The 20,911-nt window shown below is 64.8% G+C and carries 19 protein-coding genes; 16 read left to right on the forward strand and 3 right to left on the reverse strand.

Annotated elements, in window-relative coordinates:
- Positions 1-3: 3 nt before the first annotated feature.
- From AC2T3R_RS05435 to AC2T3R_RS05495, 13 genes are all read left to right on the forward strand, one after another.
- Entirely contained in the window at positions 4-510 is a 507-nt protein-coding gene (locus AC2T3R_RS05435; protein ID WP_486744752.1) for a chemotaxis protein CheW, read from the forward strand.
- Positions 507-1,781, forward strand: a complete 1,275-nt coding sequence (locus AC2T3R_RS05440; RefSeq protein ID WP_486744753.1) for a CheR family methyltransferase — start codon at positions 507-509, stop codon at positions 1,779-1,781. The genes AC2T3R_RS05435 and AC2T3R_RS05440 overlap by 4 nt, the downstream gene beginning before the upstream one ends.
- Positions 1,778-2,440: a chemotaxis protein CheW gene (locus AC2T3R_RS05445; protein ID WP_486744754.1), complete on the forward strand. Its 663-nt coding sequence runs from the start codon at positions 1,778-1,780 to the stop codon at positions 2,438-2,440. Before AC2T3R_RS05440 ends, AC2T3R_RS05445 begins: the two co-directional genes overlap by 4 nt.
- A complete protein-coding gene (locus tag AC2T3R_RS05450; protein WP_085720721.1) occupies positions 2,437-4,740 on the forward strand; it encodes a hybrid sensor histidine kinase/response regulator in 2,304 nt (767 codons plus the stop codon). Before AC2T3R_RS05445 ends, AC2T3R_RS05450 begins: the two co-directional genes overlap by 4 nt.
- A complete protein-coding gene (gene wspF / locus AC2T3R_RS05455) occupies positions 4,737-5,750 on the forward strand; it encodes a Wsp signal transduction system protein-glutamate methylesterase WspF (RefSeq protein ID WP_013971215.1) in 1,014 nt (337 codons plus the stop codon). Before AC2T3R_RS05450 ends, wspF begins: the two co-directional genes overlap by 4 nt.
- Positions 5,751-5,801: 51 nt before the next feature.
- A complete protein-coding gene (wspR, locus tag AC2T3R_RS05460; protein WP_025337936.1) occupies positions 5,802-6,806 on the forward strand; it encodes a Wsp signal transduction system regulator diguanylate cyclase WspR in 1,005 nt (334 codons plus the stop codon).
- Between the two features lie 215 nt (positions 6,807-7,021).
- A protein-coding gene (prfB, locus tag AC2T3R_RS05465) for a peptide chain release factor 2 (RefSeq protein WP_096009945.1) occupies positions 7,022-8,117 on the forward strand; the annotation gives its coding sequence in 2 pieces (ribosomal slippage) (positions 7,022-7,093 and positions 7,095-8,117; 1,095 coding nt in all).
- Positions 8,118-8,209: 92 nt separating this feature from the next.
- Complete coding sequence (gene lysS, locus AC2T3R_RS05470) at positions 8,210-9,712, forward strand: lysine--tRNA ligase (RefSeq protein WP_046616107.1); 1,503 nt, start codon at positions 8,210-8,212, stop codon at positions 9,710-9,712.
- A gap of 266 nt (positions 9,713-9,978) precedes the next feature.
- A complete protein-coding gene (locus tag AC2T3R_RS05475) occupies positions 9,979-10,683 on the forward strand; it encodes a TetR/AcrR family transcriptional regulator (RefSeq protein WP_182329152.1) in 705 nt (234 codons plus the stop codon).
- 29 nt (positions 10,684-10,712) lie between these two features.
- Complete coding sequence (locus AC2T3R_RS05480) at positions 10,713-11,261, forward strand: hypothetical protein (RefSeq protein ID WP_003258915.1); 549 nt, start codon at positions 10,713-10,715, stop codon at positions 11,259-11,261.
- Positions 11,262-11,400: 139 nt separating this feature from the next.
- The gene (locus AC2T3R_RS05485) at positions 11,401-12,678 is read left to right on the forward strand and encodes a flavohemoglobin expression-modulating QEGLA motif protein (protein WP_013971219.1); all 1,278 of its coding nucleotides are present in this window, start codon (positions 11,401-11,403) and stop codon (positions 12,676-12,678) included.
- Positions 12,650-13,573, forward strand: coding sequence for an alpha/beta hydrolase (locus AC2T3R_RS05490; protein WP_038408942.1), 924 nt, complete (start codon positions 12,650-12,652; stop codon positions 13,571-13,573). Before AC2T3R_RS05485 ends, AC2T3R_RS05490 begins: the two co-directional genes overlap by 29 nt.
- Positions 13,570-13,896: a PA3694 family proteiin gene (locus tag AC2T3R_RS05495; RefSeq protein ID WP_486744756.1), complete on the forward strand. Its 327-nt coding sequence runs from the start codon at positions 13,570-13,572 to the stop codon at positions 13,894-13,896. The genes AC2T3R_RS05490 and AC2T3R_RS05495 overlap by 4 nt, the downstream gene beginning before the upstream one ends.
- A gap of 246 nt (positions 13,897-14,142) precedes the next feature.
- On the opposite strand, the gene lptF is transcribed toward AC2T3R_RS05495, so the two are convergent.
- From lptF to AC2T3R_RS05510, 3 genes are all read right to left on the reverse strand, one after another.
- The gene (gene lptF / locus AC2T3R_RS05500) at positions 14,143-14,934 is read right to left on the reverse strand and encodes a lipotoxin F family OmpA-related lipoprotein LptF (RefSeq protein WP_015269164.1); all 792 of its coding nucleotides are present in this window, start codon (positions 14,932-14,934) and stop codon (positions 14,143-14,145) included.
- A 50-nt stretch (positions 14,935-14,984) separates the two neighbouring features.
- Complete coding sequence (locus AC2T3R_RS05505; protein WP_003258911.1) at positions 14,985-15,398, reverse strand: DUF4398 domain-containing protein; 414 nt, start codon at positions 15,396-15,398, stop codon at positions 14,985-14,987.
- A gap of 451 nt (positions 15,399-15,849) precedes the next feature.
- A complete protein-coding gene (locus AC2T3R_RS05510) occupies positions 15,850-16,191 on the reverse strand; it encodes a pilin assembly protein (protein WP_025337943.1) in 342 nt (113 codons plus the stop codon).
- Positions 16,192-16,391: 200 nt separating this feature from the next.
- On the opposite strand from AC2T3R_RS05510, the gene ppc reads away from it, so the two are divergent.
- From ppc to tsaB, 3 genes are all read left to right on the forward strand, one after another.
- Entirely contained in the window at positions 16,392-19,019 is a 2,628-nt protein-coding gene (ppc, locus tag AC2T3R_RS05515; RefSeq protein WP_410951298.1) for a phosphoenolpyruvate carboxylase, read from the forward strand.
- Between the two features lie 257 nt (positions 19,020-19,276).
- Positions 19,277-19,927: an adenylate kinase gene (gene adk / locus AC2T3R_RS05520; RefSeq protein WP_003259830.1), complete on the forward strand. Its 651-nt coding sequence runs from the start codon at positions 19,277-19,279 to the stop codon at positions 19,925-19,927.
- Between the two features lie 242 nt (positions 19,928-20,169).
- On the forward strand, positions 20,170-20,844 hold the full coding sequence (gene tsaB, locus AC2T3R_RS05525) for a tRNA (adenosine(37)-N6)-threonylcarbamoyltransferase complex dimerization subunit type 1 TsaB (RefSeq protein ID WP_410951297.1): 675 nt from the start codon (positions 20,170-20,172) through the stop codon (positions 20,842-20,844).
- The last annotated feature ends 67 nt before the right edge of the window (positions 20,845-20,911 follow it).

Raw genomic sequence — 20,911 nt, forward strand, 5'->3', positions numbered from 1 at the left:
GCGATGAACGACTTGCAACCGCGGGCCGCGCGGACGGGCAACGCCAAGGGGGCGTTGTACCTGCAGTTTCGCATTCGGGAGCAACGCTTTGCCCTGAGTGTGCACGAGGTGATCGAGGTGCTGCCGCGCCAGCCGCTGAAACCGATCGCCAAGGCACCTGCCTGGGTCGCAGGCATCCTTGCGCACCGAGGCCTGTTGGTACCAGTGGTCGACCTGGCGGCATTGAGCTTCGGCCAACCGGCAGCGCAGCGCACCAGTACCCGCCTGGTTCTGGTGCACTACCGAGTCGGCCTGCAGCTTGGCCTGATACTGGAGCAGGCCACCGAAACCCTGCGTTGCCACCCCGACGAGTTCCAGCCGTATGGCCTGGACAGCGGCGAGGCCCCGTATCTGGGCCCGGTGCGTCAGGATGAGCAGGGCTTGTTGCAGCGCATCGAAGTCAACGACCTGCTCCCCGATGCCGTGCACGAGTTGCTGTATGCGGGTGATCCGACAGGGATGCCGACATGAACGAACAGCATTTTTTCCGCTTCCTGCGTGAGCGCATCGGCCTGGACGTGGAGTCGGTGGGCGCGCCCATGGTCGAGCGTGCGCTGCGCCAGCGCTGCGTGGCCGTGAACGCTGCGGACCTGGATGATTACTGGCTGCACCTGCAGCAGTCGATGGATGAGCAACAGGCGCTGATCGAAGCGGTCATCGTCCCGGAAACCTGGTTCTTCCGTTACCCCGAGTCCTTCACCGCCTTGGCCAGCCTGGCGCACAAGCGCCTGGCCGAGCTGGCCGGGGCGCGCCCGCTCCGCTTGCTCAGCCTGCCTTGCTCGACCGGCGAGGAACCCTATTCGCTGGCCATGGCCTTGCTCGATGCCGGTATCGCGCCGGGGGCGTTCATGATCGACGGCATGGACATCAGCCCCAGTTCCGTGGCCAAGGCCGGGCAGGCCGTGTACGGGCGCAATGCCTTCCGTGGCAGCGACCTGGGCTTTCGCGAGCGTTACTTCGATGCCCTCGAAGAAGGCCACCTCCTGCATGAGCGGGTGCGCGAGCAAGTCAGCCTGCAGGTGGGCAATGTGCTCGACCCGGCGCTGGCCAGCCGCGATGGCCTGTACGACTTCGTGTTCTGCCGCAACCTGCTGATCTATTTCGACGTGCCGACCCAACAACGGGTGTTCGAAGTGCTCAAGCGCTTGTTGCACCCACAGGGTGTGCTGTTCATCGGCCCGGCCGAAGGCAGCTTGCTGGCGCGATTGGGCATGCGCCCGCTGGGGATTGCCCAGTCGTTCGCCTATGTGCGCCAGGAGGGTGGCGGCGCTGCGTTGGCTATGCCCCCGGTCCAGCCCTTGCGGCGCACATCGCCAGCACCGGCCAAGCCAGGCTATCCGTTACCGAGCGCAGCGTCGCCGCGCCCACTGCGGGTGCTGCCCGTGGTCGCCAAGCCAGCGCCGGCGCGCGAGCACAAGCGCGAGGAGGCAAGCGAGTTGCTGGCCAGCATTGCCCGGCTTGCCAATGCCGGCGCCAGCGAGCAGGCCCGTGCCGAATGCCAGCGCTACCTGGGCCAGTTCGCGCCTTCGGCGCAGGTTTACTACTGGCTGGGGCTGCTCAGCGATACCGAAGGCGATGCGCAGCAGGCACTGACCCACTATCGCAAAGCCCTGTACCTGGAACCGCAGCACCCCGAGGCGCTGGTGCACCTGGCGGCCTTGCTGGCGGCCCAGGGCGACCTTGCCGGTGCCCGGCGCCTGCAGGAGCGCGCCGCACGGGTTGGCAGGGAGTCTGAACGATGAAGGAATCCGCGATGCAATTGCTCGCCGAGGATGACGCGCACATCGACGACTGCTGGAACCGCATTGGCGTGCACGGCGACAAGCAGTGCCCGCTGCTGGAACGTCACGTTCACTGCCGCAACTGCGAGGTATATGCCGCAGCGGCCACACGCCTGCTCGACCGCTACGCGCTGATGCAGGACCACCAGGCTGCCGTGGCGCCACCGGTCGAGGAAAACACCGGCCGCTCCATGCTGCTGTTCCGCCTGGGCGAAGAGTGGCTGGCGCTGGCCACCGCCTGCCTGGCCGAAATTGCCCCGCTGCAGGCGGTGCATTCGCTGCCGCACCAGCGCTCGCGGGTGTTGCAGGGGGTGGCCAACGTGCGCGGTGCGCTGGTGCCGTGCCTGTCACTGGCCGACCTGCTGGGTGTGCAGGCCAGCGCTGCCGAGCAACGTGGCGGCCGGGCGATGCCACGCATGCTGATCCTGGCCGCGGAGGGCGGGCCGGTGGTGATGGCGGTCGAGGAAATCGACGGCATTCACCGGCTCGACCCGCTGCTACTGAACAGCGGGCAGGACGCCTCCCACTTCACCGCAGCGGTCCTGCAATGGCGTGGCCGCAGCGTGCGGGTACTGGACGATCAACATTTACTGTCTGCCGTGCAGCGGAGCCTGTCATGACCCCAGAGCAAATGCGCGACGCATCGTTGCTCGAACTGTTCAGCCTGGAGGCCGAGGCGCAGACCCAGGTGCTCAGTGCCGGCCTGATGGCGCTGGAGCGTAATCCCACGCAGGCCGACCAGCTTGAGGCTTGCATGCGCGCGGCCCACTCGCTGAAGGGTGCGGCGCGGATCGTCGGGGTGGACGCTGGCGTTAGCGTTGCCCATGTCATGGAGGACTGCCTGGTGGCCGCCCAGGAGGGTCGCCTGCGGCTGAGCGCCGAGCATATCGATGCCCTGTTGCAGGGCACCGACCTGTTGATGCGCATCGCCACGCCTGGCGATGCCGGGGCGCAGGCGACCCTGCCGGTGTTCCTTGCGCAAATGGCCAACCTGCTCGACCCGGGGACGGCAGCCTTGCCCCCCGCGCCGCCAGCCGTGCCAGCGCTGCCGGAAGCGCCGGCGCAAACCGTGCAAGCCGAACCTTTGCCGCTACCCGTCGAACCCTTGGAGCCTGAGCCCGAGCCCGAGCTGGCCCCGCGTCGCAAGGCCGGCAAGCGCACCGGCGAAGGTACGGAGCGGGTGCTGCGGGTCACCGCCGACCGCCTCAACAGCCTGCTCGACCTGTCCAGCAAGTCGCTGGTGGAAACCCAGCGGCTCAAGCCTTACCTGGCCACCCTGCAGCGCCTCAAGCGCATGCACGGCCAGGGCATGCAGGCGCTTGATGGCCTGCGCTTGCAACTGGAGGACAGTGGCCAGAGCAGCGAGGTGCTCGAAGCCCTGGCACAGACCCAGCGCCTGCTGGCGGAAACCCAGCAGATCCTGCAGCAGCAGGCTGCCGACCTGGACGAGTTCGGCTGGCAGGCCAGCCAGCGCGCACAACTGCTCTACGACACCGCGCTGGCCTGCCGGATGCGGCCGTTTGCCGATGTGCTGACCGGCCAGAGCCGCATGGTGCGCGACCTTGGTCGTTCGCTGGGCAAGCCGGTGCGGCTGTTGGTGGAAGGGGAAAAGACCCAGGTCGACCGTGATGTGCTGGAAAAGCTCGAGGCACCGTTGACCCACCTGTTGCGCAACGCGGTCGACCACGGCATCGAGCTGCCCGAGCGGCGCCTGCTGGCGGGCAAGGCGGAGGAGGGCGTGATCCGCCTGCGGGCCTCGCACCAGGCCGGTATGCTCAGCCTTGAACTGATCGACGACGGTGCCGGCATCGACCTCGAACGCCTGCGCAGCAGCATTGTCGAGCGCGCCCTGTCGCCCGCCGACACGGTGGCGCGCATGAGCGAGGAAGAGTTGCTGACATTCCTGTTCCTGCCCGGTTTCAGCCTGCGCGACAAAGTCACCGAGGTGTCCGGGCGCGGTGTCGGCCTGGATGCGGTGCAGCACATGATCCGGGAGCTGCGCGGTTCGATAGAGCTGACCCAGCTGGCCGGGCAGGGCTGCCGTTTCCATTTGCAGGTGCCACTGACCTTGTCGGTTGTGCGCAGCCTGGTGGTCGAGGTGGGTGGCGAGGCCTATGCCTTCCCGCTCGCTCATATCGAACGCACGCTCGAAGTAAGTGCCGAAGAGATCGTGCAGATCGAGGGGCGCCAGCATTTCTGGCACGAAGGCCGGCACATAGGCCTGGTCGCGGCCAGCCAACTGCTCAATCGCCCGGCCGGGCAAACGCAGGAGAGCAACCTGCGCGTGGTGGTGATCCGCGAGCGCGAGCAGTTGTACGGGGTAGCCGTGGAGCGACTGGTGGGCGAGCGGGTGCTGGTGGTGATGCCGCTCGACCCACGGCTGGGCAAGGTGCAGGACATCTCTTCCGGTGCCCTGCTCGACGATGGCTCGGTGGTGCTGATCGTCGATGTGGAGGACCTGCTGCGTTCGGTGGAGAAGCTGCTCAGCACCGGCAGCCTGGAACGCATCGACCGCGGCAGCAGCGGCACCCGTGGCGTGGCGCGCCAGCGCATCCTGGTGGTCGATGATTCGCTGACCGTGCGTGAACTGCAGCGCAAGCTGCTCGGCAACCGTGGCTACGACGTGGCCGTGGCGGTGGATGGCATGGACGGCTGGAACGCCTTGCGTGGCGAGGACTTCGACCTGCTGATCACTGATATCGACATGCCGCGCATGGACGGCATCGAGCTGGTCACCCTGGTACGCCGCGACCAGCGCCTGCAATCGCTGCCGGTGATGGTGGTGTCCTACAAGGACCGTGAGGAAGACCGACGGCGGGGCCTGGATGCCGGCGCCGACTACTATTTGGCAAAGGCCAGTTTCCATGACGATGCGTTGCTGGATGCTGTGGTTGAGCTGATCGGAGGTGCTCAGGGATGAAGATCGCCATCGTCAACGACATGCCCATGGCCGTCGAGGCGCTGCGCCGGGCGGTTGCCCTCGAACCGGCGCACCAGGTGGTGTGGGTGGCCAGCAATGGCGCCGAGGCGGTGCAGCGCTGCACCGAGCAGCAGCCAGACCTGATCCTCATGGACCTGATCATGCCGGTCATGGATGGCGTCGAGGCCACCCGGCGGATCATGGCCGAAACCCCTTGCGCCATCGTCATCGTCACGGTCGATCGCAAGCAGAACGTGCACCGGGTATTCGAGGCCATGGGCCACGGCGCCCTCGACGTGGTCGACACGCCGGCGCTGGGGGCGGGCGATCCGCGTGAAGCGGCAGCGCCACTGCTGCGCAAGATCCTCAACATAAGCTGGTTGATTGGTCAGCAGCGCGCACCGGCCGCACGCCCGGTCGCCGCACCCGTGCGGGCGGCGTCACAGCACCGCGGGCTGGTTGCGATCGGTTCGTCCGCTGGCGGCCCGGCGGCCCTCGAAGTACTGCTCAAGGGCCTGCCGGCGGCGTTTCCGGCGGCCATCGTGCTGGTCCAGCATGTGGACCAGGTATTTGCCGCGGGCATGGCAGAATGGCTCAGCAGCGCCGCCGGCTTGCCGGTGCGCCTGGCCCGTGAGGGCGAGCCACCACAGCCGGGGCAGGTATTGCTGGCCGGCACCAATCACCACATCCGCCTGCTACAGAACGGCCAACTGGCCTACACTGCCGAACCTGTCAATGAAATTTACCGGCCCTCGATCGATGTGTTCTTCGAGAGTGTGGCGCGCTATTGGACCGGCGATGCGGTGGGTGTGTTGCTTACCGGCATGGGTCGCGATGGTGCCCAGGGCCTGAAGCTGATGCGCCAGCAGGGTTTCCTGACCATTGCCCAGGACCAGGCCAGCAGTGCGGTGTACGGGATGCCCAAGGCCGCTGCGGCCATCGATGCCGCAGTGGAAATCCGCCCGCTGGAACGCATAGCCGGGCGCTTGATGGAATTTTTCGCAAAATGACGAAGTGTATTGAATCACGCCGCCAGGCCGGCAGTGATCGGGTGAACAGGTATGAATGATTTACCGATCGAAGGTTTCACGACCCCCAACGAGAACTCGGCGATGGTGCTGCTGGTCGACGACCAGGCCATGATCGGCGAGGCGGTGCGGCGTGGCCTGGCCCATGAAGAGAACATCGACTTCCACTTCTGCGCCGACCCGCACCAGGCGGTGGCCCAGGCCGTGCGCATCAAGCCCACGGTGATCCTGCAGGACCTGATCATGCCTGGCCTGGACGGGCTGACCCTGGTGCGTGAATACCGCAACAACCCGGCGACCCAGGACATTCCGATCATCGTCCTGTCGACCAAGGAAGACCCGCTGGTCAAGAGCGCAGCCTTTGCTGCCGGGGCCAACGATTACCTGGTCAAGCTGCCGGACACCATCGAGCTGGTGGCGCGCATCCGCTATCACTCGCGTTCCTACCTTACCCTGTTGCAGCGCGACGAGGCCTACCGCGCTTTGCGTGTCAGCCAGCAGCAACTGCTCGATACCAACCTGATGCTGCAGCGGCTGATGAACTCCGATGGCCTGACCGGGTTGTCCAACCGCCGCCACTTCGACGAGTACCTGGAACTGGAATGGCGCCGGGCCATGCGTGAGCAGCAGCAGTTGTCGCTGCTGATGATCGACGTGGACTACTTCAAGGCCTACAACGACAGCTTTGGCCACCTGGCCGGTGACGAGGCCTTGCGCCAGGTGGCCGAGGCGATCCGCGGCTCGTGCTCGCGGCCGACCGACCTGCCGGCGCGCTATGGTGGCGAGGAATTCGTCCTGGTATTGCCCAACACCTCGCCGGGTGGGGCACGCCTGGTGGCCGAGAAGCTGCGCCAGACCGTGCTCGGCCTGGGCATCCCGCACACCGCGCCGGTGCCCGACTCGTATCTGACCGTGAGCATTGGCCTGGCCACCCAGACTCCGTCCATCGGCAGCCATAGCCGGCAACTGATTTCGGCTGCGGACAAAGGTCTGTACCAGGCCAAGAATGGCGGGCGCAACCAGGTTGGTATCGCCTGACAGGGCCTCATCGCCGGCAAGCCAGCTCCCACAGGTACAGCGCATGCCTGAGACCTGCGCTTAACCTGTGGGAGCTGGCTTGCCGGCGATAGGCCGGGGCAGGCGTTCACCTCTTTCTGCCGACACCACTTCTACCGCCCGGCGGGTCTGCCGCCCTGCGGCGGACTCGGTTATACTCGCAGGCTTTTCACCGAATTCGTGCGAGTAGCCAGCCCATGGAAATCCAACCGATCCTGAACACCATCAAGGACCTCACCGAGCGTTCCCAGTCCATTCGGGGGTATCTTTGACTACGATCACAAGCATGACCGCCTGATCGAAGTCAACCGCGAGCTGGAAGACCCCAACGTCTGGAACAAGCCCGAGTACGCCCAGGCCCTGGGCCGCGAGCGTGCCATGCTGGCGCAGGTCGTCGAGACCCTGGACAAACTGTCCAATGGCCTGTCCGACTGCAAGGACCTGCTCGACATGGCCGTCGAGGAAGAGGATGAAGGCGCCGTAAGCGACGTCGAGACCGAGCTGCAAGCCCTGGAAGAGTCCCTGGCCCTGCTTGAGTTCCGTCGCATGTTCAGCGGCGAGATGGACATGAACAACGCCTACCTGGACATCCAGGCCGGCTCCGGCGGTACCGAGGCGCAGGACTGGGCCAACATCCTGCTGCGCATGTACCTGCGCTGGGCCGACAAGCGTGGTTTCGACGCTACCATCATCGAGCTTTCCGAAGGTGAAGTCGCCGGTATCAAGGGCGCCACCGTGCATATCAAGGGCGAGTACGCCTTCGGCTGGCTGCGCACCGAGATCGGCGTGCACCGCCTGGTGCGCAAGAGCCCGTTCGACTCCGGTGCCCGTCGCCACACCTCGTTCTCGGCGGTGTTCGTGTCGCCCGAGATCGACGACAAGGTCGAGATCGAGATCAACCCGGCCGACCTGCGTATCGACACCTACCGTTCCTCCGGTGCCGGTGGTCAGCACGTGAACACCACCGACTCGGCGGTGCGTATTACCCACGTACCGACCAACACCGTGGTGGCCTGCCAGAACGAACGCTCCCAGCACGCCAACAAGGACACCGCCATGAAAATGCTGCGGGCCAAGTTGTACGAGCTGGAAATGCAGAAGCGCAACGCCGCCTCGCAGGCGCTGGAAGACAGCAAGTCGGACATCGGCTGGGGTCACCAGATCCGCTCCTACGTGCTGGATGACTCGCGTATCAAGGACCTGCGTACCGGTGTCGAGCGCAGCGACTGCCAGAAGGTATTGGACGGCGACCTCGACCAGTACCTGGAAGCGAGCCTCAAGCAAGGGCTGTAAATCGCACACAACCGCCGCGGTACCTGGCCTGGGCCGGTACCGCGTGCCCTGCCCGAAAGGGGCACCGAACACCTGATGGAAAGAATGACGAAATGAGCGACCTCAAGACCGAAGCGCAAGACCTGCAACAGGAAGAAAACGCCCTGATCGCCCTGCGCAAGGAAAAGCTTGCCGCCGAGCGCGCCAAGGGCAATGCCTTCCCCAATGACTTCCGTCGCGACAGCTACTGCAACGACCTGCAGAAGCAGTATGCGGACAAGACCAAGGAAGAACTGGAAGCTGCAGCGATTCCGGTCAAGGTTGCCGGCCGCATCATGCTCAACCGCGGCTCGTTCATGGTCATTCAGGACATGACCGGCCGTATCCAGGTCTACGTCAACCGCAAGACCCTGTCGGAAGAGACCCTGGCCGCGGTCAAGACCTGGGACCTGGGCGACATCATCAGCGCCGAAGGTACCCTGGCCCGTTCCGGCAAGGGCGACCTGTACGTCGAAATGACCAACGTGCGCCTGCTGACCAAGTCGCTGCGCCCGCTGCCCGACAAGCACCACGGCCTGACCGACACCGAGCAGCGCTACCGCCAGCGTTACGTCGACCTGATGGTCAATGAAGAAACCCGCCACACCTTCCGTGTGCGTTCGCAGGTGATCTCGCACATCCGCAAGTTCCTCATCGAGCGCGACTTCCTCGAAGTCGAGACGCCGATGCTGCAAACCATCCCGGGCGGTGCCGCAGCCAAGCCGTTCGAAACCCACCACAACGCCCTGGACATGGCCATGTTCCTGCGTATCGCGCCGGAGCTGTACCTCAAGCGCCTGGTGGTTGGTGGCTTCGAGAAGGTATTCGAGATCAACCGCAACTTCCGTAACGAAGGCGTTTCGACTCGTCACAACCCTGAATTCACCATGCTCGAGTTCTACCAGGCCTACGCCGACTACCGCGACAACATGGACCTCACCGAGGAACTGTTCCGCGAGCTGGCGCAGCTGGTACTGGGCACTACCGACGTGCCGTACGGCGACAAGGTGTTCCACTTCGGCGAGCCGTTCGCCCGCCTGTCGGTATTCGACTCGATCCTCAAGTACAACCCGGAGCTGACCGCTGCCGACCTGCAGGACGTCGACCGCGCCCGCGACATCGCCAAAAAGGCCGGTGCCAAGGTGCTGGGCCACGAGGGCCTGGGCAAGCTGCAGGTGATGATTTTCGAAGAGCTGGTCGAGCACAAGCTGGAGCAGCCGCACTTCATCACCGAGTACCCGTTCGAAGTATCGCCGCTGGCCCGTCGCAACGACGACAACCCGGCTGTTACCGACCGTTTCGAACTGTTCATCGGTGGCCGCGAGATCGCCAACGCCTACTCCGAGCTCAACGATGCCGAAGACCAGGCCGAGCGCTTCCTGGCCCAGGTGGCCGAGAAGGACGCCGGTGACGACGAAGCCATGCACTACGACGCCGACTTCGTTCGCGCACTGGAGTACGGCATGCCACCTACAGCAGGTGAAGGTATCGGTATCGACCGTCTGGTGATGCTGCTGACCAACTCGCCGTCGATCCGCGACGTGATCCTGTTCCCGCACATGCGTCCGCAGGCCTGAGTGAATTGAATGAGCCGCCTTTCGAGGCGGCTTTTTCTTGCCTGAAGCTTTATGTTGTCAGTACCGGCCTCTTCGCGGGCGCGCCCGCTCCCACAGGGACCCCACAGGTCCTTGCAGGTGTGGTTTCCCCCGGGAGCTGTTTTGCCAGCCATCATAGGCCTGCACAGGTCCTGAATGTGGTGGGGTCCCTGTGGGAGCGGGCGCGCCCGCGAAGAGGCCGGCACTGACGAAACACTGTCCATGAGGTACCCCCCGTGACACCCGCAATGCCTCACCAGGGCGCCGCTGGCATCGCCACCGCCGTCGCCGAAAGCGTGCAATACCAAGGCCGCAAGACTGCCCGCCAGGGCAGCGAGCAGCGTCGCCAACTGATCCTCGACGCCGCCATGCGCATCGTCGTGCGCGATGGCGTACGCGGTGTGCGCCATCGCGCCGTCGCCGCCGAGGCCGGTGTGCCATTGTCGGCCACCACCTACTACTTCAAGGATATCGAGGACCTGCTCACCGATACCTTTGCCCAGTACGTCGAACGCAGCGCCGCCTATATGGCCAAGCTGTGGGCCAATACCGAGGTGGTGTTGCGCCAGTTGCTGGCCCAGGGTGACGGCAGCCCGCAGGCGCGGGCGCGGTTGGCTGACGAGGTAGCACGCATGACTGCCGACTACGTGCAGCGACAACTGCTGAATCGCCGCGATTTCCTGATGGCCGAGCAGGCCTTCCGCCAGGAGGCGCTGCTGTGCCCGCGCCTGGCTCAACTGGTGTGCGCCCATGACCAGATCCTGCTGCATGGCACCCGCCAATTGCTGCAGGTGGTGGGCTCGCAGCAACCGGAACAGGACGCCCAAATGTTGACGGCGATTATCGAGCAGATGGAATATCAGGGCCTGCTCAAGGATGCGAACGCGCAAGCCGATGGGCAGATGCTCGCTATGCTTAGCCGATACCTGCAGCTGGTGCTGGCATCGGCCTGAGCCGAGACCGACTTTTCAAGGAGAACCTGATGAAAGCCTGGCGTGTGGTGTTGTTGACTCTGTCATTCCTGCTGCTGGGCGGTTGTCTGGTGACCTTCCACGAGCCCTTGCCTAGCAACCAGGCGGCGCCCAAGGCCCTGCTCGGCAAGTGGAGCAGCAAGGACGCCTGGGGCGAGCCGCTGAAGTTGGTGATCAGCCGTAGCGGCGGTGATGCCTACAAGGCGGTGGCCACGGCCAAAGGCAAGGCCCCTGAGGAATACGTGTTCACCGTGTCGCGCCACGGCAACCGCTGGTACCTGTCGGCTGGCGTGCCGAAGCGCCTGGGTGGCAATTTCCTGATCGGCGGTTTCGATATTGTCGATGGCAAGGAACTGGTGGTCTACAACCTGGATGTCGAGCAGGTGCAGCAGGCGGTGGACAAGAAGGAGCTGACCGGGCGCAGCACCGAAGTGCCGGAAGACAACGGCGACGGCGTGCTGATCGACAGCCCGTCGGCGCGGGTGCTGGCGTACCTGGACGACCCGGCCAACTCCGACCTGTTCGTTGAAGTGGCGCGGTTCCAGCGCTCCGGCAAGTAAATACCTGTGCCGGCCTCTTCGCGGGCTTGCCCGCTCCCACAGGTACAACGCTGCTCTCGACTGTGGCGCCCCTCCTGTGGGAGCGGGCGAGCCCGCGAAGAGGCCGGTACAGGTTTCTTGTACTAGAAAGGAGTCCCCGGTGGACGAATACCAGCAAACCATCCGTGCCCTGTCCGACCGCATCGTTGCGGCACAGACCCCGATCCGGGTTCTGGACGCGGTGAAGTGGGACGACAACATCCGCCAGGGTTTCCTCAAGGCCAAGGGCAAGGAGCCGCCGGCCGTCGACCGTGCCTACTACCAGTCGCGCCCGCTGGCGTTCGACTCCAGCGCGGTCAAGGCCGAGTTCCAGGGCATCGAGCGCGACATCATTCGCCAGCTCGGCCAGTTCAACCCGGTCGGGCAGATCATGAAGCGCATGTGCCGCGAATACCGCATGGTGGTGCGCATGCTCGAAGCGCGTGGCACCGAGGATTTCGGGCTGATCTCCCAGGAACTGTACGGCGCTGCCTCGGATGCCTTCCACGCTGGTGATCCGACCCTGGCCGACCTCGGCCTGATGCTGTCGGACTACCTGAACAACATCGATGGCCGTGGCGACCTCAAGGACGAGCCGAAGAACCTCACTGCCAAGGAAGCCGTGGAAATCCTCCAGCACCGGTTGAACAAGGTATTCGGCGAGGCCGAGGAGACCATCCGTGTGTTCGAGTCCGACGGTATCGTCGCCGATGCCGCGGCCGGGGCCGACTACATCAAGGTGCGTGCCGACGCCATGTTCAACTCCCGTGACGTGCGCGCCCTGGAGGTGCACGAAGGGCTGGTGCATGTCGGCACCACGCTCAACGGCCTGAACCAGCCGATCTGTACCTTCCTGGCCAAGGGCCCGCCCTCGTCGACGGTCACCCAGGAAGGCCTGGCCATCCTCATGGAGGTGATCGCCTTCGCCTCCTACCCCAGCCGCCTGCGCAAGCTCACCAACCGCACCCGCGCCATCCACATGGTCGAGGAGGGTGCCGATTTCATGCAGATCTACAACTTCTTCCGCGAGCAGGGGTTCGAGATGGCGCAGAGCTACAGCAACGCCAGCCGGGTGTTCCGCGGGTCGGTGCCCAATGGCCTGCCATTTACCAAGGACTTGTCCTACCTCAAAGGCTTCATCATGGTTTACAACTACATTCAGTTGGCCGTGAAGAAGGGCAAGCTCGAACAGATCCCGTTGCTGTTCTGTGGCAAGACCACCCTGGAAGACATGCGTACCCTGCGACAGCTGGTCGAGGAAGGCCTGGTCGAGCCGCCCAAGTACCTGCCCGAGCAGTTCCGCGACCTCAATGCGCTGTCGGCCTGGATGTGCTTCTCCAACTTCCTCAACCACCTGAGCCTGGACCGTATTGAAGCCGATTACGCGAACATTCTCTGAGTGCTGCCGCCTGCTGGCCCTGGGTTTGATCCTGCTGGGCCTGGGCGGTTGCAGCAGCCTGCTGTTCTATCCCGAGCGCGGGCAGCCGTTCACGCCCGAGCGGGCCAGGCTCGAGTACCGCGATGTCACCTTGATCACTGCTGATGGCATCCGCCTGCACGGCTGGTGGTTGCCGGCCAAGGCCGGGGTCGAGGTCAAGGGCACGGTGCTGCACCTGCATGGCAATGGCGGCAACCTGCCTGGGCACCTGGGCGGCAGCTACTGGCTGCCGGAGCAGGGCTACCAGGTGTTGATGATCGATTACCGCGGCTATGGCCTGTCCCAGGGCGAGCCGAGCCTGCCCGAGGTGTACCAGGACATCGCCGCGGCCATGGCCTGGCTGGAGCAGGCGCCCGAAGTCAAGGGCAAGCCGCTGGTGCTGCTGGGGCAGAGCCTTGGCGGGGCCATGGCCATTCACTACCTGGCGGCCCACCCGGAGCAGCGCCAGCGTTTCAGTGCTTTGGTATTCGACGGTGTGCCGGCCAGTTACCGTGCGGTCGGGCGCTTTGCCCTCAGCACCTCGTGGATGACCTGGCCGCTGCAGGTGCCGCTGTCGTGGCTGGTGCCGGACGGTGACAGCGCGATCCGCTCGATCGAGCAGCTGAGCAGCCCGCCCAAGCTGTTCTTCCACAGCATCGACGATACCCTGGTGCCGATGGACAACGGCATCCGCCTGTACCAGCACGCGCCAGCGCCGCGGGTGCTGCAACTGACCCGTGGTGGCCACGTGCAGACCTTCGCCGACCCGACCTGGCGCCAGGTGATGCTGCGTTTCCTCGACGACCCCAGCCATTTCAACGGCCTGCGGCGGCTGGCCGAAGTGCCCAATTACCCTGACGAGAAGAACAAGCAATGAGTGAAGAACGCAACGCCATCCCGCTGATCCTGACCGGTGTCGGCAGCATCATCGTGACGGTGGGGGCCTTGTGGTACTACGGTTACCTGCATTTCGCCAAGCCCGAAGATGCCCTGTTGCTGCAGGACTTCACCATGCTCAAGACCATCCCCGGCGAGGACTACAAGGTCTCGCTGGACCCGGCACCACAAATGGCCCAGTGCGTCGACGGCGTGTTGGTGCTGTTCGATACCCAGCAGAAAGGCCTGACAGGGGTGCTGGTGGACAAGCGCAAGCGTGCTGTGCGTTGCATGGGCGAGGAAACGCCGCAGCAGGTGCAGTGAGCCATTATCTCTGCTGCCTGTGCTGGCCCTTTCGCGGCTAAAGCCGCTCCCACAGGGACTGTGCAAAGCTCAAGATATCTGCTGCCTGAACCGGCCTCTTCGCGGGCACGCCCGCTCCCACAGGGATCGCGCAAAGCTCGAAACTGGCGCCGTACCTGTGGGAGCGGGCAAGCCCGCGAAGAGGCCAGCACAGGCAAAAGAAAGCCCCGCTTCGATCGCGGGGCTTGTCAGTTCAGCTAGCCAGCCTTACTGCTGTACCTGGCTCACAGAGCGAGGTGCCACCGGTTGGTTGTCGTTGGAGATGGTCACCTCCACCCGGCGGTTCTGCGCACGCCCCGAATTGCTCGAGTTGTCCGCGACCGGGTACTCCTTGCCATAGCCCTGGGCGACGATGCGCGCTGGGTCGACGCCGGCACGTACCAGTGCCATGCGTACGCTGTTGGCGCGGCGCTCCGACAGGCCCTGGTTGTAGTTGGCCGAGCCGACGCTGTCGGTGTAACCCTCGACGATCACCTTGCGTTCCGGGTTTTCCTGGAGGAATTGCGCCAGCTTGGTGACGTTCGGGTAGGCGTTGCTCTTGAGTTCGGCCTTGTTGAAGTCGAACAGCACGTCTCCGAAAGTGACCAGCGTGCCGCGGTCGGTCTGCTTGGCGTTGAGGCTGTCCTGCAGCTTGGCGATCTGTGCGTCGCGTGCGTCAAGCTTGGCCTGGGCGCGCTGGGCCGAAGCGTTTTTCAGTTCGCTTTCGGCAGTGCGCAGGGCGATGGTCTGCTTGGCCACTTCGACGCGCTGGTTGGTCAGGTAGGCCAATTGGTCGACCTTCTTCTCGTCTTCACGGTCCATGTAGGCCTTGTCGGCCTTGTTCAGCCAGTCCTGGGCGTCCTTGGTCTCCAGCGCCGCAACCTTGCTCGATTGCGGGTCGCTCTGCAGCGAGGAGAAGTTGGTGCGGGCCGATTCGAGGTTGGCGTTAGGGTCGTGCGAGCAGGCGGCAAGGCCGACGCTCAGGGCCAGCAGGGCGGGAATCATGACGTAGTTGCGCATAGTGTTCATCCTTTGATCGTGTGCGAAGACCGAGGTGGGCAGGGCAGGGCTCACTGAGCGCTGCGCAGGCCTTCCTCACGTACGTCCTGAACGCCCTGGCGGGCATCCTGCACGGCCTTCTGGGCCTTGGCCGCCTGGGCCTTGCGTTCGGCGAGGCGGGCGTCCCACTCGGCCTGTTCGGCCAGGCGCCTGGCGTCGTCGTACTTCTTGTCATGCATGGCGATCTCGGCCTGCTTGAACTTGTCCTGTGCCGCTTTCATTTCCACGGCGGCGAACTCGGTGCCGCCAGCGCTGACGGCCGAGTTCACGGCGGACTGGGTGACTGCATACTGCTCGGTGGGCGGGTTGCCCGCACAGCCGGCCAGGACCAGGCTGCTGCCCAAGGCCAGCGCTGCCAGCTTGAACCCGCGCACATGAGTGGATGAGGGTTTGTAGATGCGGGTGTTCTTGGTGGTCAGTTCCATTGGATCACTCCTGTTTACGACGTTGTCCGTAGCAGTCCATCGCTCGTTCCCTGACACGTGCGCGCGCTTCAGCTCAACGGTGCACAACGGCAGGTGTGCAGGGTTTTAGCGTGATGGCTATTGGCTGTGACTGACGCGTTTTTCGGATAGTTCAGAAAAATTTGATCCTGTCTGGGGTTTGTGGCGTCTGGAAGATCGAGCGCCGCCCCCGCGGCGCTTCGCAGCTCAAGGCTGCTCCTACATCTGTTTCGGGCCAATTATTCCTGTGAGGTTTGTGCGCGAACGCTTTGGCGCATGGCTCGATATCGCGTTGTACGAACAAGACGGTCGCGTGCACTGGCACAGGCGTGACTGGCCCTAGACAGATGTAGGAGCAGCCTTGAGCTGCGAAGCGCCGCGCGGGCGGCGCTCGATCTCACAGGCGCTGCAAACCCCACGTCCTACCCATTAGCTATTCGCTATCGGCCCCAGGGTTGCTCAGGGCGTGCAGATGCTGTCGCGACAGTGACAGAAAGCGCGGAGTAGGGCCGATGTCCTCGTACAGCGGGTCGCCTTCCTCGTCGGTGGCAATGACCTGGCGGCCTTGCACATAGGGGAAGCTGGCCTCCAGTTCCTCGAGGGCTGCCGCGACCAGCTCTCCGAGCAGTTCCTCGGCGGTGCGCTTGGGGTACATGTCGATCAGCGCGGCCAGGCGCGCTTCGGACTCAAGGTCCAGATGCAGGACATGGCCCGTGGGGCTGAGGGTACCGGCGGCATTCTGTTCCCAGTGCTGGGCGAGTTCACGGATTTTCATGCTGACCTCTGTTGACGCCTGAAAGGGCTGCAATGCATGGGAGTGTCGTGCTTTCACTTTAGTTTGCTTTGGCCGATCACGGCTTGCCATCGGCGCCTGGCTGTGGGCACTCTTGGAGCGAATACCGCGCTCCCACAGGGGATCGCGTAAAGGCTGAAAAAGGGATGCAATGCGCCAGAGCCGCGCCGGAGAGAGGGCCAATGACCGATATCGATGTGCGTTTGCGTGAAGATGTCCATGTGTTGGGTGAACTGCTTGGCGATACCATTCGCCAGCAGCATGGCGAGGCGTTCCTGCAGAAGATCGAGGACATCCGCCACAGTGCCAAGGCCGACCGCCGCGGTGCTGGCGAGCAACTGAGCTCGACCCTGGCGGACCTGGCCGATGAAGACTTGCTGCCCGTGGCCAGGGCCTTCAACCAGTTCCTCAACCTGGCCAACATGGCCGAGCAGTACCAGTTGATCCGCCGCCGCGACGCCGACCAGCCCGAGCCGTTCGAGGCCCGGGTGCTGCCCGAGCTGCTGGCGCGCCTGAAGCAGGCCGGGCACAGCAATGATGCCCTGGCCCGGCAATTGGCCAAGCTCGACATCCAGCTGGTGCTCACTGCGCACCCCACCGAAGTGGCTCGCCGCACCCTGATCCAGAAGTACGACGCCATCGCCGGCCAACTGGCTGCCCAGGACCACCGCGACCTGACCCCGGGGGAACGCCAGCAGGTGCGCGAGCGCTTGCGCCGGCTGATCGCCGAGGCCTGGCACACCGAAGAAATCCGCCGTACCCGACCGACGCCGGTGGACGAAGCCAAGTGGGGCTTTGCGGTAATCGAGCATTCGCTGTGGCACGCCATCCCCAGCCACTTGCGCAAGGTCGACAAGGCCCTGCTGGAGGCTACCGGCCTGCGCCTGCCGCTGGAGGCGGCGCCGATCCGCTTCGCCTCGTGGATGGGCGGTGACCGTGATGGCAACCCCAACGTGACCGCAGCGGTCACCCGCGAAGTCCTGCTGCTGGCGCGCTGGATGGCTGCCGACCTGTTCCTGCGCGACATCGATGCGCTGGCTTCCGAGTTGTCCATGCAGCAGGCCGACGATGCGCTGCGTGAGCAGGTCGGCGACAGTCCCGAACCCTACCGCTCTCTGCTCAAGCAACTGCGCGATCGCCTGCGAGCAACGCGCGCGTGGGCACATTCGGCATTGACCAGCAGCCAGCCGGCCAGCGCCGAGGTGCTGGTGGACAACCGCGACCTGATCGCGCCGCTGGAGCTGTGCTACCAGTCCCTGCACGCCTGCGGCATGGGTGTGATCGCCGAAGGCCCGTTGCTCGACTGCCTGCGCCGCGCCGTGACCTTTGGCCTGTTCCTGGGCCGCCTGGACGTGCGCCAGGACGCCGCTCGCCACCGTGATGCGTTGAGCGAGATTACCGACTACCTGGGCCTGGGGCGTTATGCCGACTGGGATGAAGAGCAGCGCATTCAGTTCCTACAGGCCGAGCTGAAAAACCGCCGGCCACTGCTGCCCGCGCATTTCAAGCCGCAGGCCGAGACCGCCGAGGTGCTTGCCACCTGCCGGGAAATTGCCGCCGCGCCAGCCGCATCGCTGGGCTCTTACGTAATCTCCATGGCCGGTGCCGCCTCGGATGTGCTGGCGGTGCAGCTGCTGTTGAAGGAGGCCGGCCTGACGCGGCCCATGCGCGTGGTGCCGCTGTTCGAGACCCTGGCCGACCTCGACAATGCCGGCCCGGTGATGCAACGCCTGCTTGGCCTGCCAGGCTACAGAGCGAACCTGCGCGGCCCGCAGGAAGTGATGATCGGCTATTCCGACTCGGCCAAGGACGCTGGTACCACGGCAGCGGCCTGGGCGCAGTACCGGGCCCAGGAAAACCTGGTGCGCATCTGCGCCGAGCACCAGGTCGAATTGCTGCTGTTCCACGGCCGTGGCGGCACGGTGGGCCGCGGCGGTGGCCCGGCCCACGCGGCGATCCTCTCGCAGCCACCGGGTTCGGTGGCGGGGCGCTTCCGCACCACCGAGCAGGGCGAGATGATCCGCTTCAAGTTCGGCTTGCCGGGTATCGCCGAGCAGAACCTGAACCTGTATCTGGCTGCGGTGCTGGAAGCCACCTTGTTGCCACCGCCACCACCGCAGCCTGCCTGGCGCGAGGTGATGGACCAGCTTGCCGCCGATGGCGTCAAGGCCTACCGCGGCGTGGTGCGGGAGAACCCCGATTTTGTCGAGTATTTCCGCCAGTCGACCCCGGAGCAGGAACTGGGGCGTCTGCCGCTGGGCAGCCGACCGGCCAAGCGCCGCGCCGGTGGCATCGAAAGCCTGCGGGCCATTCCGTGGATCTTTGGCTGGACCCAGACCCGCCTGATGCTGCCCGCCTGGCTTGGTTGGGAAACGGCATTGAACAATGCCCTGGCCCGTGGCCAGGGTGAACTGCTGGCGCAGATGCGCGAGCAATGGCCGTTCTTCCGCACCCGCATCGACATGCTCGAGATGGTGCTGGCCAAGGCCGATGCGCAGATCGCCGAGGCCTACGACGAACGTCTAGTGCAACCGCACCTGCTGCCTTTGGGTGCGTACCTGCGCGACCTATTGTCGCAGTCGTGCCAGGTGGTACTGGGCCTTACCGGGCAGCCGGTGCTACTGGCGCACAGCCCCGAGACGCTGGAATTCATCAGCCTGCGCAATACCTACCTGGACCCGTTGCACCGCCTGCAGGCCGAGTTGCTGGCCCGCTCGCGCAGCCGCGAAGCCGCTCTGGACAGCCCGTTGGAGCAGGCCTTGCTGGTGACTGTGGCGGGTATTGCAGCCGGCCTGCGCAACACCGGCTGAAGGTAGGCCCGGGGCGCACAGGGCAGGTGTCGTGCGGGGGATGCAAGTGGGCGAAGAGGGTGGTTGCGCCGGGCGCAACCGCCTGCCAGGCCGGCCGTAGGTGGCGCAATCCTGCAACTTTGGGACGCTTGTCTGGCTGCCGGGCGCTGTGTATCTTGAGCAGCCTTCTGACCGATTTATGGTCATACCCGATTTTCCGGACTTGGCCCTGGTCGCCGAATCCATTGAATTTCATAACAAAATTTGAGGAGCACGAGATGCGCGTAATTCTGCTGGGAGCTCCCGGGGCCGGTAAAGGTACTCAGGCAAAGTTCATCACCGAAAAGTTCGGTATCCCCCAGATTTCCACCGGTGACATGCTGCGTGCCGCCGTCAAGGCTGGTACCCCGCTGGGCCTGGAACTGAAGAAAGTCATGGATGCCGGCCAGCTGGTCTCCGACGAGTTGATCATCAGCCTGGTCAAGGAGCGCATCGCCCAGCCTGATTGCGCCAAGGGCTGCCTGTTCGACGGCTTCCCACGCACCATCCCGCAAGCCGAAGCCATGGTCGCTGCCGGTGTCGACATCGACGCCGTGGTCGAAATCGCCGTGGACGACGAGGAAATCGTCGGCCGCATGGCTGGCCGCCGCGTGCACCTGGCTTCGGGCCGCACCTACCACATTCAGTACAACCCGCCGAAAGTGGAAGGCAAGGACGACGAGACTGGTGAAGACCTGATCCAGCGTGATGACGACAAGGAAGAGACCGTTCGCCATCGCCTGTCGGTTTACCACAGCCAGACCAAGCCGCTGGTGGACTTCTACCAGAAGCTGTCGGCCGCCAATGCCGGCAAGCCGAAGTACAGCCACATCGAAGGCGTCGGCTCGGTCGAAGCCATCACCGCCAAGGTCCTGGCAGCCCTGAGCTGATCCAGCACCCGACGCACCTCGACAACGGCCCGCTTGCGGGCCGTTGTCGTTTGGGGGGGCTGCTTAAGCAGCCCATCGCCGGCAAGCCGGCTCCCACAGGACCGCGCCGATTCCGAAGGCTGTGCCGTACCTGTGGGAGCTGGCTTGCCGGCGATGGGCCGCACAGCGGCCCCTTGCGGACACAACGCCGCGGCTGCTCTATACTGCCGCTCTTTTCCCCCTAGTACCTGGATACCCGTTCGATGACCACCCTGCTGGCCCTGGATACCGCTACCGAAGCCTGTTCCGTCGCACTGCTGCATGACGGCAAGGTAACCAGCCATTACGAGGTGATCCCGCGCATGCATGCCCAGAAGCTGCTGCCGATGATCAAGCAGCTGCTGGCCGAGTCCGGCGTGGCGCTGAATGCGCTGGATGCCATCGCCTTTGGCCGTGGCCCGGGCGCTTTCACCGGCGTGCGCATTGCCATCGGGGTGGTCCAGGGCCTGGCCTTCGCACTGGAACGCCCGGTGTTGCCGGTGTCCAACCTGGCCGCACTGGCCCAGGGCGCGCTGCGCGAACACGGTGTACAGCAAGTGGCGGCCGCCATTGATGCGCGCATGGATGAAGTGTATTGGGGCTGCTACCAGGCCGCCGAAGGTGAAATGCGCCTGGTCGGCCAGGAGGCAGTGCTGCCGCCCGAGCAGGTGGCGCTGCCGGCGGGCAGCGCTGGCGAGTGGTTCGGTGCCGGTACCGGTTGGGGCTATGCCGAGCGCCTGGCGGTGCAGGTGGCCGCCAGCAATGCCAGTGCCTTGCCCAACGCCCTGGACATCCTCAGCCTGGCCAGCTTTGCCTGGGCGCGTGGCGAGGCGATCATTGCCGAGCAGGCGCAACCGGTCTACCTGCGCGATAATGTAGCGACACCCAAGAAGCGCTGAGTGTTTTTCGTCGGTTATCGCCGATGACACTAAAACCTTTTGCGCGATCTGTGGTCCAGTTATCACT

Source organism: Pseudomonas sp. PVC-5-1 (genome assembly GCF_057444345.1).